Raw genomic sequence first — 12,113 nt, 5'->3', positions numbered from 1 at the left:
TTTCCGGCCGGGCTGTCCGGCTCCCCGTCACCACCCGGCCCGCCGGTCGGCGGTACGAGTGGATCAGGCAACCGTCAGGTCAGCGGGGTCACGCGTCCGCGAGGGTCTTGGCCAGGGCATCAGCCGGGGCGGCGGCCGGGCGCTCCGGCAGCACCCAGCAGTCCCGTGCGTGCCGGGTGGCTTCCTCCCGGGCCGCGTTGCGCACCGCGCCGCCGAAGTCGCGGCCCTGGCGGCAGCCGAGGCAGCGCCAGGGGAAGACGTCCTGGCCCGACTCCTTCTGTCCGATGACGACGGTGAGCGCGCCGCCGCGGGTGCGGATCCGCATCACCGTGTTGTCCGGCACCGTCTCTTCCGGGGTGTCGTAGCCGCTCTGGGCGAGCATGACCCACAGCCGCGCTTCCTCGAGCATGTGCTCGCGCCGCTCGCCCCTCTCGGTGCGGGCGGCCCGCAGGAGCATGGCGGCCTCGTGTCGCATGTCGGCGATCTGCATGTGGTCCTCCCGTTCGTTCGGCCGGGCTGTCCGGCTCCCCGTCACCACCCGGCCCGCCGGTCGGCGGTACGGGTGGATCAGGCAGCCGTCAGGACCGGCGGTCGCAGCGGGGGACGTTGATCACAGGACGGAGTGACAGGCCGCGCAGCGCGAAGAGCGAGAGACTCGTCCAGGCGAGGACGGCCAGCGCGGCGGCGACGGTGCGGCCGGCCGCGGGCGAGGACTCCCACACCATGAACGCGGTCGCCGCCCCGTGTGCCAGCCAGGTCAGGCGGGCGCCGAAGGCTTCGGTGATCCAGGCCCACACGAGGGAGGCGCCGCCGACGCCCAGCCAGATCCCAAAGGCGCTGGTGGCGGTGACGGGCAGCCCGACCGTGTGGGCGGCGAGGTAGGCGTGGACGGGGTCGGTGAGGGTGGCGGCCCACTGGGTGGCCCATGACCAGTCCTGGTGCCCGAACCAGCCGAGCCAGTCGATGACCTTCGGGACGGCCCACTTGAGGATGAAGATCAGGGTGACCGTGCCGAGGATCGCGCCGACGGCGAGGGCGCCGGGCGGGATGTCGTCGCGGGTCCGTATGGGCGCCGGCCGGGGGTTCGGGTAGGTGGGGCGGCTACGGGGCGGCTGGCGCTTGTCGTCGTCGATCGTTTCCAGCGGCGGGATGGGGTCGGGTTCGGGGGCGGGGTTGGGGCTGGCGGTGGGCTCGCTCACCGGTGCTCCTTCGACGGATCGGTCGGGCGTCTGCTGGACGGAGTTGGTGTGGCTGGCTGTCCGCTCCCCTCACCGCCCGCGCGGGGCGGGCGGATCGGGCAGGTGACAGCCGGGTCAGGCCGACGCGGGGGTGCTGTGGAGGGCCCCCAGGTGCGCCAGGGCCTGTTCGACGTGTTCGCCGGCGGCCGTGATGGTCCCGGCGGCGGCGGTCAGTTCCTGCGCGGCCAGCCGGACGCGGACGTCGCGGTCGGCGTGCGCACGGAGGCGGTCGGCGAGGTCGCGCATCAGGTCGCCGAAGAGGAGGGGGAGGGTGATGTCGTAGTGCGGGTCGCCGGGCCCGAGTTTGAGCAGCAGGTCGACGGCGGCCTCGTGCTCGAGGCCGCCGTGGACGAGAGCGCCCAGCTGCTCCAGGGCGAGCATGGCGATCTGCCCGGCCCGGTTGACGGCGACGCGGTCGGTGGACCCGCTCACCGGTGCGCTGCTTCGAGCGGGGCGGCGTCCGTCTCCAGCTCCACGCGGATCAGGCTGGTGGCGGTGCGCGGGATGCCCGCCCGGTCCTGCTCGCGGATCGCGGCTTCCTTGTCGCTGAACGCGCCGTACGGCAGCCCGTCGCTCATCAGGACGTACACGCCGGTGAGCGGCGTCGGGGTGATCCACGGCGTGCGGTAGTCCACGGTGACGGTGACGGTGGACCAGAGGTAGTCGCGTGCACGGGCGAACTCCCCAGTACTCCAGCCGTCGGGGGCAGCCCCCTGCTGCTGGCTCTTCGCCCGGGCGGCTTCCTCCGTGACGTGGGCGGACTGGGGCTGGCCGTACCGGCAGAGGAGCAACACTCGCTGCGGCTCGGTCAGCTCCCGGATCGCCCTCAGCACGTGGCGGCCCTGGTCCGTGTCGTTCAGGCCGAACTGGTCGGCGTGCGCGACGAAGGCATGGGCGGCGCGGTATCCGGCGGCACCGTGCCCGGAGGGGGCAGCGGCCATCCGCGCGGCGACGTGGCCGGCGGCCGCCCGGAGAGCATCGAGCTGGGTGCGGAGTTCGTCGATCTGCCCGTCGCGCTCCTTCAGAAGCTGCTCCAGGCCGGTGTGCTTCTTCTCGGACTCGCTGTTCTCCTGGCGCTGTTGGGCGAGTTCGCCTTCCAGGCCGGGGACGCGCTGCGCGGTCTGCACCGCCTCCTCGAACGTGCGGCGGGTGGAACGGCGGATGATGCTGATCATGGGCTTTTCCCCCTGCAGAGTTGGTCTGCGGCCGGGGCTGTCCGGCTCCCCTTCACCGCCCGGCCCGCCTGGTGGCGGTACGGGCGGATCAGGCAGCTGTCAGGACCTGGCGGCGGGGTGCTGGGAGTGGTCGGTGGCCAGCTCGCGCAGCCGGGCGACGCTGTCCGACGGCTGGTTCGTGGTGCGGATCTCCACGCCGCAGCCCTCGGGGCAGGTGAACAGCTGAACGTCGTTCGCGGCCTGCTGGAAGCGGAGGCCGACCGACAGCCCCGTGGAGAGGATGGCGAGGACGGTGGAGACGATGACGGCGACGCCGACACCGTGGTCGGCGAGGTCGTATCCGATGTAGCAGGCCGTGGCGCCGGCGAGGCCGGTGGGGATGGCTTCCCTGACGGTGAGTGCCATTCGCAGAACTCCTTGGGTTGGTGGCGGTGGGTCAGGCAGCGGTGAGCCACTCGGATGCGGCAGCGGTGTAGTCGCGGGGGTCAGCCGGCGTGCCGTCGAAACACTCGAGGCAGCTGCCGAGCTTCTTGAGCGGGAGGCACCGGTGGTAACGCCGCAGGCACTTGGGACACGTCTGCCTGCGGGCCATCGCCTTGTCGAGCGCGGCCTCCTGGGCGAGCGTCGGCACCCTCTTCGGGACGGCGAGGTCGATCCGGTACAGGTAGCCAACGCGCTTGCCGCCGCGGCATTCGATCTGGGCGACGACGTAGCGACCGCGGCCGGGGCTCAGTCCCATATCGCGCAGCTGGCGGCGGGTGGCGAGGCCTTTGGGGGCCTGGCGCCACTTGTACGTAGGGATCGTGCCGGACTTCGTGGCGTACAGGTCGACGTCCCGGACGACCGGCTCTTCGGCCGGGGGCGTCGGTTCAGCGCCGGCGGCCACGGTTGTGTCCGCGGCCGGTGTGGACCTGGACGCGGGAGCGGCCCTTGGCGCGGACGTTGATGGTGTCGCCGCGTCCGGTGCCCGTGGTGGTGAAGACCTTCAGCACGATCCAGCCGCCCAGGCCCGCCAGGGCGATGAGCCCGAGGGTGACGAGCGCCTGGAGCAGCTCCACGATCGCGTGGATGAGGAAGAAGACGCCGACGCCGCCGATGCCGACGATGAAGGCCACCAGGGCGGCCTTGATGAGGAGCGGGGAGACCAGCGGCTGCGGGGCCGGGGCGGGCGGCGGTGTGTAGTAGGCCGTCTGCTGTCCGTACGGGCCGGGGACGACGACCACGCCGTCCAGGCCGGCGGTCGACGGGTAGACGACCGTGCCCTGGGGGAGCGGGACGACGTGCTGGCCGTACGTGGGGGCGGGCGCCTGCCCGTACTGCGGCGGCAGCGGGGTCGGCAGGTAGGTGGTCTGTGGCTGCTCGCCGTAGGACGGCATGATGGTGGTCCTCCTCTGATGGGGAGCGCGGGCGGTGTCATTTGGCGTGAGTTCGCCCGGGTGAGGCTTCGGCCTCTTCACCGGCCCCCGAGGTGGCTTCAACACCTCGGGGGTCAGTGGAGCCGTCGAAGCGGGTCAGGTGGTGAGCCGCCTGAAGCGGCTCGTCATCAGGGGCTCGCTGCGCATGAGGATCGTCGGCGGGTGGCCCGGGCGGGGCTCGGGCGCCAGCACGATCGGCTCGTCACGCTGCTCGCTGAAGTCGAACGTGATCTCCAACTCCACGGTGGGGTCCTCCTCTTCGTGTTCCGTGTGATCGGTCATGCCGCGCCCGCAGCGTCGTCGGAGTCGTCGGTCGCGAAGCCGTCCAGCTCGGTGTCGGCGAGCACGCTCTCCTTGAATCCGCCCTCGTTTTCGATCCGCTTCTTCGCCTCGCGGACGCGGTCTCCGACCCAGGTGTCGGCCTTGGCGTAGTGCTGTGCGAGGCCGTCCAGGTCCGGGGAGACGTTGGTCAGGAGGCACTTCGCGACGTACCGCTCAGCGTCCTCACGCTGCTGCGCGCGCACATCGCGAGGGACGCGGCCCTCACTTTCCGAGGCGGTCAGGGCGGGAACCGCGGTGAGCGCGACCCCGTTTTCCGAGGCACTTCCCGAGGCACGCCCCGCAGAAATCGAGGTGCGGCCGCTGCCACTTCGCGAGGAACTTTCCGAGGCGGGCCGGGTCTTGGCGGCGGCCCGCTCCAGTGCGCGCTGACGCTTGGCGGCTTCGGCTTCCTCCAGGGCGCGGGCTTCGGCTTCCGCCTTGATCCGCTCGGCTTCCGCCTTGGCGTCCGCCTCCTTGCGCAGCGCCTCAGCCTGGGCTTCTGCCGTAGTGATCTCAGCCCGGCGGGTGGCCTCACGGTCCCGCTCAGCCTGCTCCAGCTGCCACTGCTCGCGGCGGCGGGTGGCCTCGATCTCTGCCTCGGTCTTGAGCCGCTTGGCCTCGATTTCCGAGCTGCGTTCGGCGAGTTCGATGCGCTCGCGTTCTGCCTCGATTTCCGCGCGGCGAACCCGAGCGGCTTCCTCGTTTTCTGCCTCGCGACGCTCGCGTTCGAGCCTCGCGTTTTCCTCGCGTTCGAGGCGAGCGGCCTCGCGTTCTTCGCGGTCGCGCTCGCGCTGTGCCTCGCGTTGTGCCACCTCGCGCTTTTCGGCGGCCTCGCGTTCGGCTTCCTCGCGGGCTCGCTTTTGCGTGGCCTCGCGTTCCGCAGCCTTCGCGGTCTCGAACTGGGCGATGATCGCGGTGAGTTCGCCGCGCCGCCTCGTTGCGTACTTGCGGTAGCCGGTGGCGGCTTCCGCGAGCAGGATCAGCAGGGCGGGGGCGACGGAGTGGAGCAGGATGCCGCCCGCGTCCGGCTTCTGGGGCACGAAGTGGAAGTGCCCATCCGGGTAGAGGCTGGTCCAGCAGTTCATGATCCAGGTGGACAGACCAGCGGTCCAGCGCAGCAGGAACGGCCAGCCGCCGGGCTTGTAGTCGCCGCCGTGCTCAGCGAGCACGCCGTCGACGTACAGGACGGTGATGAGGGCGAGGCTGGCCAGGGGGTCCAGCATCCAGGCGATGTACCAGGGGATGTCGTGGGAGATGCCGAACAGGGTCACATTCACGCAAGTGAAGATCAATGCGCCGCCACCGATGGTCATCAGGGCCTTGGTGACCTGGGTGAGGACTCCGTCGATCTTCTGGAGTGACCTGCGGGCCTTGGTGACGTCGTCTTCGGTGACGGGAGGGAGGGGTCGGGAGGGGCCGGCCGCCTTCGGCCGGGGAGCGGTCGGGGCGCTCATGTTGATTACCTTCCGTAAGGTGCGCGGCAGCGCGGCGCGCACCGTGCGCGCGGGACAAACCGGTACGCATTGGGTGGTGCGCGGCGGGGGTGCGGGCTCCCTACCTGGGGCGGGGACGGGTGCGCACGGTGCGCTACGCTGCGCACCGTGCGTACCCGGTTTTGATTACTCTCCGTGCTGCTAGGAGAGGGGGGAGCGGAGGATGTCGTAGTGGCCGAAGCCCTCGTCGGACTCGTCCTCGGAGATCACTCCGGCCTCGATGAGGATGTCGCGCTGGCGGTAGAACCAGCGCTTGGTGTCGGCCAGGCCGACCCGCAGGAGGATGTCGGTGACCTCGCGGGGAGCAAACGTCAATTTGCCTTCGCGTACCCACGTGTCGAGCCGCTGGTAGAGCTCCTGGCGGCCCTGCTCGCTGGTGAGCTTGTCGGCGTCGTCGGCGTCGCCGCCCAGCGAGAGGACGGGGGCGTCGTCGGCCGGGGCCTCGATCTCGTCCTCGATGCGCAGGTGGTCGTACTCGCCGGGCTCGGGGTCCTCCTCCAGCACGTTCTGCAGCATCTCGTTGAGCTCCTCCACCTCGCGCTCCATCGTCTCCTGGTCCACGTCCTCGATCTCCTCGATGTCGGGCGGGCCGGAAGAGGCCGGCACCGCTTCGGCGGCCGGGGCGGTCGCCGTGGCGGTGGAGGCCGGGCTCGCCTGCTGCTGGGGCTGCTCCGTCTCTCCCTTCTCCTTGGGCAGGAGGGGGGCGTCGTACGTGGTGCGGTTGACGTACAGGTCGCCGAACGCGTCAGCGGTGACCGTGTCCAGCGGGGTGCGGATCGCCGCGCCCGCCGTGATGGCGTCGGCCTGGTCGCGCTTGCTGGCCAGCTCGGTGCGGGCGGTGACGTGCCACCGCTCCTCCGGGATGCCCAGGCCCGCCGCGTAGTGGTAACCCGGCTTGCGGTTGCCCCACTGCGGCCAGGCGCCGGCCTCCACGGCCTCGTCCGGCAGGCAGTACTGCGAGTCCGCGCCGTCCCGCAGGCCGAAGCACAGTCCGGCAGGCGAGTTGGCGCGGGAGTCGGTGTCCATGTTGTTGTGCGTCGCGCGCTGGATGGACGTCAGGATCCAGATACCGGCGGCACGCGCCGTACGCAGGATCTTCTGGTAGTGCTCGTTGTCGGCGGCGAAGTCCGCGGCCTCCTCGCCGATGATGACGAGGAAGTTGAGACCGCAGCCGGGCTCCCACTTCGACATGCCCTTCGCGGCGAGGAAGTCGGTGCGCTTCTCGATCGCGGCGGGCAGGAGCTTGAAGAACCGCCGGGCGGCGTCCTTCTTGTCGATCGGCCACTCGATGCCGTGCCGGACGTGCCCGAAGTCCTGCTGGAACTTCGAGCAGTCGATCACGATCGTGGAGACCTCGGTGCGGGTGCCGCACTCGGTGATGATGAGCTGGTTGCCCTGCGTCTTCCCGGCGCCGTTGACGCCCATCGCGATGCAGTGCTCCACGTTGCCGTTGGACAAGGGCTCCTTCTCCAGCGGCGCGCCGGTGAGGTTGAGGCAGCGCAGCATGCCGGTGAGGTTGAGCAGGACGTCCTCGCCGTCCTCGTAGCGGCCGGTGCGGATCGGCACGTCGCCGATGGACGCGCCGAACGCGGACGGGCCGCGCCAGGGGAAGCCCTCCTTGAGGAGGTCGGCGACCTGCACGCGCAGGGTGACCTGGGAGGAGTCGTCATCGTCCACGGTGTGGGTGATGCGTCCCTTGCCCAGCTTCATCGCGGCCGCCATGGCCGGGATCCTGCGCGCGAGGTCGTCGGCGGTCGCGCCGTCCTTGGCCTCCACCGTGGCGATCACGGTGCCCTTGCCGTTGGACTGAGCGTCCTTCAGCTCGTGCTTGGCCAGGCCGATCTCCGACTCCAGCTTCTCCCACCTGGACGCGCTCTTCTCGGAGCCCGCCTTGTAGAACTTGCTCCAGAGGTTGTTCGCGACCGCCATACCGACGCCCCCGAGGAACCAGGCTGCGGCCGTCGCCGGGGTGTCGACCCCGACGACCGTGCCGAGCGTGCTCGCGGCGGTGACGGTGGCGGTGTTGACCTGGTGCCAGATCTTCTGGTCCTTGGGCCGCTTCGCCTTGGAGTCGAGGTGGGCCATCAGGCGGCACACGGCTGTGCCGGTGCCGGCCAGCCCCAGCGCGGCGAGCGCCAGGGCGGTCGGGTTACCGGCGAGCGAGACGTGCGCGAGCTCCACGGGCAGCGGACCGAGAACGGTGACCGCCCACGGCCCGCCGTAGGTGAGCCGGGCCCCGCGGCTCTCCTGGATCTCTTCGTCGCTGCGGGGGTCGAACTTCTTCGAACGAGATGCGCGGCGTGCCATTTAGGCGGCCTTTCCTGCTTCGCCGGGCTTCCCGGCGGCGTCGGACGGCTTGTCCCCGATGGAGAACCCGGGCTTCTTGGTGCCCTTGCCCTTGCGGGCTTCGGCCTCGGCTTCCTGCTCGGGCCGGATGAAGTGCTTGACGAAGCTCGCGTACATTTTCACGCCCGCCAGCCCGAGCACCTTCGCCGCCGACGCACCCGCCTTGAGGTGGGCGCCGACCAGCTTCGCGCGGATCTTGGACTGGAGGCCGAACGTGTACCACTTGCCCTTGTACTGCGACAGGATCGCCGTGATCATGTCGGCGTCGAACGCCACGCGCGTGTACAGCTCGAAGCCGATCGCGCGCAGGATCTTCGCGTAGTTGTAGAGGTCGCGGTCGGTCTTGAACTCGATCTTCTCGAGCTGCTGGATCAACTTGTGGAGGTCCGAGCCGACCTTGACCTCGCCGCTGTCGTCGCTCATGTGGATGGCATTCCTTCCGGTGGGGGTCGTGGGGGTTGTGCGGGCGGGGGCTCTGTCACCTCCCCGCGGTCCCGGACCGGAGTCCGGAGCCACGGGCAGACGGCAGGTTCACCGGCTGCTGGTACTGGCCTGGCTGTCGTCACCGGCGTTCTGGATCGCCGTGGCGATGCCGGAGCCGATGCCATTGATCGCCGTGGCGATCGGCGAGGTCGCCAGGGCGTATCCGCAGACCAGCGCCGCGATCACGGCGCCCATGGCCATGTCGGCCTTCCAGAGCAGCCAGACGGCGCCGCCCGAGAGCAGTGCAACGGGGATAACGATCATCAAGTCCTCCAAGGGACAGGGGAGTTGGGATGTGCTCCTCAGCCATCGAGGGGAGGGCCGAACGAAGGCCGGCCTCCCCCGAACAGGAGGCCGGCCGTGGAGCGTTGCAGGGGCGGGGGAAGTCCCTGGTGCTCCCTGCCGTCCCCGGCAGCGGCCGGGGGCGACAGGCAACATCGGGGTCAGGCTGCGACGGCGATGTGCTCGGTGCCGAGCGCCCGGTGCGGGGCGATGATCTGCCCGTCGGGCAGCAGCTCGCCGGTGTCCTCGAAGAGCAGGACGCCGTTGCACAGCAGCGACCAGCCCTGCTCGGGGTGGTGGGCGACGATGTGCGCGGCCTCCCGGTCCGGGAGGTCAGCCGACGGGCACACGGGCTGGTGCTGGCAGGCGGGAAGTACGGCCATGGGAGTGCCTTCCTCTTCGTTGAGGTGCGGGACGGGTCGGACCTGGTCAGGTCATTCGCGGCCTGGACGGCTCCCCGTCACCGCCCGTCCCGGCCAGGGCCGGAGCGAGCGGATCAGGCAACCGTCAGACCTGCTCGAACTCGATCGCGCTCATCACGCCGGTGCCGGTCAGGGCCACGACGGTGAGGAGGTTGCCGTCCCGGCTGCGCAGCTGCTCGCCGCGTGCGTTGCGGGTGTGGACGACCGGCTCGAAGCCCGCCAGCGTGTTCACGCCGATCAGGCGACACGCCTCGTCCGAGGTCAGGCCCGCGGTCACGTAGCGGGTGGCGGGGTTCGGGCCGATGAACCGGTGGTTGATCAGGGAATCCATAGGGCCTCCTGACGGGCGGGTGGGGTAGAGCGGGGATTCCGCCGCGCTCTCCACCGCTCACCGGACCACCCGAGGGCAGGTCGGTGAGCGACTGGGCAGCGCGTGGCTGCTAGATCAAAGAGGCGCGGTAGCGCGCCTGTTGCCCTCTGCGGGCGTCGCCGGGTCGGGTCCCGGTGCGTCATGTCCAGCTGTGACGCGCGCCGTGGTTGGTCCGGCGCATCAGCTGCGGCGCCACCCCACGCCTGTGAGGTGTTGACTGGCAAGGTCGGGCCACGAGGACGAACTTCACCCGGTCGTCTCGGGGGCGATCTGTCTCATCTCGCCACATGCGTTGGGGCCCCGCTGGTCGATCCGCTTGCCATCCAGCCGGTAATGCATCGAACTGGTCAGCGCCCGGTCCTTCCCCCCGTCCCTGGTGACCAGGAACGGCGTGCCGTGCGTAGGGGGAGAGCAGACGTGCCTCTCGCGTCAGCCCCGCATGATCGCTATGGAGTTCTCAAACTACGGACGCTTCCTTCAGAACCCCCGGCCAATCACGGCTGTTGGGGGCCCATCCGGGCGTTTCCGCCTCTCGTCCCGGGGCTCGCTCTTGGCGGGGCCCTGCGGCGATCTGGTCGGTCTGTGCTGGGGGACCGAGGTTCCGGCTCCCTCATCCGGCGCCGCCCGCAGGGGCGGTTCCGGGTGGGGGAGCCGGGTCCGTGAGGACCCGGCGACCCGGTGGGTCAGGCCGCGACCGGCAGGGGCGCGGCGGCGGCCGGCGCGGTGCGCAGCTGCGCGGCGTAGGGGAGAAGGACGTCGACCAGGCGCTCACGCACGAAGCTGGCGATGCTCGGGTCGTCGGCCGCGATGTCACGGGCGGCGAGCATCCGGTTCTCCCGGGCCTCGATCGCCTCGATCGCCGCCTCCAGGTCCAGGCCCTCCAGCCGCTCGTGGGGGAGGAGGCCGGCCTCGTACATCGAGAGCGGCGTACCGAACGCGACGTCCAGGTCGACGTCGCCGAAATCCGGCAGTTCCACCTCGATCGCGTCCAGCAGCTCCTGGGTCTCCATGTCGAAGCCCTCGGTGGCGAGGCTGGAGGCGGGGCGGCGGGTGACGTTCATGGGGTTCCTCTCCGAAGACAGCACGGATGAACTAGGCGAAGTAGATTGACTACTCAATGCCCGATGCGATGACTCTTGCACCGAGAGCGATAGCGGGTCAAGTCCCGAAACCGAGATCGGCTAGATTGACTACTCATTACTGGAGCGGTAGACATCTCCCATGGGAGTCAGCGGCAGGGCGCGCGCCCTCTACCAGCGCATCGCAGACAAGATCCGCTCCGAGATCGCCGATGGCACCCTCGGGCCAGGCGCGAGGCTGCCAACGGAAGCCGAGATCGCTGAGGAGTGGGAGACCACCAGATCGACCGCCGTGCAGGGTCTGAAGGTCCTTGTCAACGAGGGGCTGATCATCAGTGATCGCCCGCGCGGATACTTCGTTCGCAGCCGCCGGCCGATGGTCTACCGGCCCCAAGGCGAGTTCCGGAAGCGCCCGTTGTCCCCGGAGATGGACAGCTTCCTCACCGAGATGGCGCAGGAAGGCCGTGAGGCTGGCCAGCGCATCGAGGTGAGCGTCATCTCGCCCGCGCGCGACGTCCGCGAGCGGCTGAAGCTGAGTGAAGGCGAGCTGGTGGCCGTTCGGCGTCGCATCCGGATCATCGACGGAGTGCCGTACAACACCAACGACTCCCATTTCCCGCTGAAGTTGGTGCAGGACAGCGAGATCATGAATCCCGACGACATCGCCCGTGGCGCCAACGTCGTCTTGGCTGAGTTGGGGTATGAGCAGGTCCGAGCCCTGGACGAGATTCAGATCCGGATGCCGACGCCCGACGAAGCCGACAGACTCCAGCTCGGTCCTGGCACACCGGTCGCGGTCCACCTGTGCACGGGTTACACCCAGGACGGCAAGCCGGTGCGCACCGTGGTGAACGTCCTGCCGGGAGACCGGCACGTCATCACGTACGAGCGCCGCAAGCCACCCCTCGGCTCCAATCCTGCTATCCGCCCAGCCCGCGAAGACGACCTGGAAACCGTGATCGAACTCTGGGATCACGCAGCTTCCTGGTTGCGCGACCAGGGGAGCGATCAGTGGCAGTACCCGCCCCGTGCGGAGCGCATCAAGGAGAACATCGCCGCTGGCGAGTGCTGGATCATCGAAGACGACGCTGTTCCCGTCGCCACCATCACCGTCGACGACCACCCAGACCCCGACTTCTGGACGCCTGAAGAAGCCGCTGAGCCTGCCTTGTACGTGCACCGCATGGCTGTGCGCCGCGACGTCAGCGGCCTGGAACTCGGATCCTCCATGCTCGACTGGGCAAGCCAACTCGCCGCCGACCAAGGGAAGCAGTGGTTGCGGCTCGACGCCTGGCGGGACAACGAGCGCCTTCACGACTACTACGGCTCCCGCGGCTTCACACACATCCGGACCGTCGAAGCGTCGGGCCGCCGTAGTGGCGCCCTGTTCCAACGTCCTGCAGGCCACGAGCGCGGAATCGGCCCCAAGCTCACCGGAAGCCACTGATGCGCCGGCCCGCTGAACCAGGAACGGCAGCTGGCTCTCTCC

General features: G+C 69.9%; 16 protein-coding genes. 1 reads left to right on the top strand and 15 read right to left on the bottom strand.

The window, feature by feature from the left end:
* Positions 1 to 88: 88 nt before the first annotated feature.
* The 15 genes from ACFWP7_RS31730 to ACFWP7_RS31660 all read right to left on the bottom strand — a co-directional run bounded on the left by ACFWP7_RS31730 (position 89) and on the right by ACFWP7_RS31660 (position 10,606).
* On the bottom strand, positions 89 to 490 hold the full coding sequence (locus tag ACFWP7_RS31730) for a hypothetical protein (protein WP_384388380.1): 402 nt from the start codon (positions 488 to 490) through the stop codon (positions 89 to 91).
* 88 nt (positions 491 to 578) lie between these two features.
* Positions 579 to 1,199, bottom strand: a complete 621-nt coding sequence (locus ACFWP7_RS31725; RefSeq protein WP_384388377.1) for a hypothetical protein — start codon at positions 1,197 to 1,199, stop codon at positions 579 to 581.
* Between the two features lie 114 nt (positions 1,200 to 1,313).
* Positions 1,314 to 1,670 carry a hypothetical protein gene (locus ACFWP7_RS31720; RefSeq protein WP_384388374.1) on the bottom strand — a complete coding sequence of 119 codons (357 nt, stop codon included), beginning with the start codon at positions 1,668 to 1,670 and terminating at the stop codon, positions 1,314 to 1,316.
* Positions 1,667 to 2,413, bottom strand: coding sequence for a hypothetical protein (locus ACFWP7_RS31715; protein ID WP_384388371.1), 747 nt, complete (start codon positions 2,411 to 2,413; stop codon positions 1,667 to 1,669). The genes ACFWP7_RS31720 and ACFWP7_RS31715 overlap by 4 nt, the downstream gene beginning before the upstream one ends.
* 99 nt (positions 2,414 to 2,512) lie before the next feature.
* Positions 2,513 to 2,818 carry a hypothetical protein gene (locus tag ACFWP7_RS31710; RefSeq protein ID WP_384388369.1) on the bottom strand — a complete coding sequence of 102 codons (306 nt, stop codon included), beginning with the start codon at positions 2,816 to 2,818 and terminating at the stop codon, positions 2,513 to 2,515.
* A gap of 31 nt (positions 2,819 to 2,849) precedes the next feature.
* Positions 2,850 to 3,299, bottom strand: a complete 450-nt coding sequence (locus tag ACFWP7_RS31705; RefSeq protein ID WP_384388366.1) for an RRQRL motif-containing zinc-binding protein — start codon at positions 3,297 to 3,299, stop codon at positions 2,850 to 2,852.
* Positions 3,283 to 3,789, bottom strand: a complete 507-nt coding sequence (locus tag ACFWP7_RS31700; protein ID WP_384388364.1) for a hypothetical protein — start codon at positions 3,787 to 3,789, stop codon at positions 3,283 to 3,285. Before ACFWP7_RS31700 ends, ACFWP7_RS31705 begins: the two co-directional genes overlap by 17 nt.
* Before the next feature lie 135 nt (positions 3,790 to 3,924).
* Entirely contained in the window at positions 3,925 to 4,110 is a 186-nt protein-coding gene (locus ACFWP7_RS31695) for a hypothetical protein (RefSeq protein WP_384388361.1), read from the bottom strand.
* Positions 4,107 to 5,462, bottom strand: a complete 1,356-nt coding sequence (locus tag ACFWP7_RS31690; protein WP_384388358.1) for a hypothetical protein — start codon at positions 5,460 to 5,462, stop codon at positions 4,107 to 4,109. The genes ACFWP7_RS31695 and ACFWP7_RS31690 overlap by 4 nt, the downstream gene beginning before the upstream one ends.
* Positions 5,463 to 5,783: 321 nt before the next feature.
* On the bottom strand, positions 5,784 to 7,949 hold the full coding sequence (locus ACFWP7_RS31685; protein ID WP_384388356.1) for a hypothetical protein: 2,166 nt from the start codon (positions 7,947 to 7,949) through the stop codon (positions 5,784 to 5,786).
* Positions 7,950 to 8,411: a hypothetical protein gene (locus ACFWP7_RS31680; RefSeq protein WP_384388353.1), complete on the bottom strand. Its 462-nt coding sequence runs from the start codon at positions 8,409 to 8,411 to the stop codon at positions 7,950 to 7,952.
* A gap of 108 nt (positions 8,412 to 8,519) precedes the next feature.
* Entirely contained in the window at positions 8,520 to 8,735 is a 216-nt protein-coding gene (locus ACFWP7_RS31675; protein ID WP_384388350.1) for a hypothetical protein, read from the bottom strand.
* A 179-nt stretch (positions 8,736 to 8,914) separates the two neighbouring features.
* A complete protein-coding gene (locus tag ACFWP7_RS31670; RefSeq protein ID WP_384388348.1) occupies positions 8,915 to 9,136 on the bottom strand; it encodes a DUF5999 family protein in 222 nt (73 codons plus the stop codon).
* 124 nt (positions 9,137 to 9,260) lie between these two features.
* Complete coding sequence (locus tag ACFWP7_RS31665) at positions 9,261 to 9,506, bottom strand: hypothetical protein (protein ID WP_384388345.1); 246 nt, start codon at positions 9,504 to 9,506, stop codon at positions 9,261 to 9,263.
* A 722-nt stretch (positions 9,507 to 10,228) separates the two neighbouring features.
* Positions 10,229 to 10,606 (bottom strand): hypothetical protein, encoded by a 378-nt coding sequence (locus ACFWP7_RS31660; RefSeq protein ID WP_384388342.1) that lies wholly within the window; start codon positions 10,604 to 10,606, stop codon positions 10,229 to 10,231.
* A 160-nt stretch (positions 10,607 to 10,766) separates the two neighbouring features.
* Here ACFWP7_RS31660 and ACFWP7_RS31655 point away from each other — a divergent pair, with 160 nt between their 5' ends.
* Positions 10,767 to 12,071, top strand: coding sequence for a GNAT family N-acetyltransferase (locus ACFWP7_RS31655; RefSeq protein ID WP_384388340.1), 1,305 nt, complete (start codon positions 10,767 to 10,769; stop codon positions 12,069 to 12,071).
* The last annotated feature ends 42 nt before the right edge of the window (positions 12,072 to 12,113 follow it).

Source organism: Streptomyces sp. NPDC058470 (assembly GCF_042721055.1).
Classification (GTDB): domain Bacteria; phylum Actinomycetota; class Actinomycetes; order Streptomycetales; family Streptomycetaceae; genus Streptomyces.
This window is presented reverse-complemented; position numbering and strand designations above follow the sequence as displayed.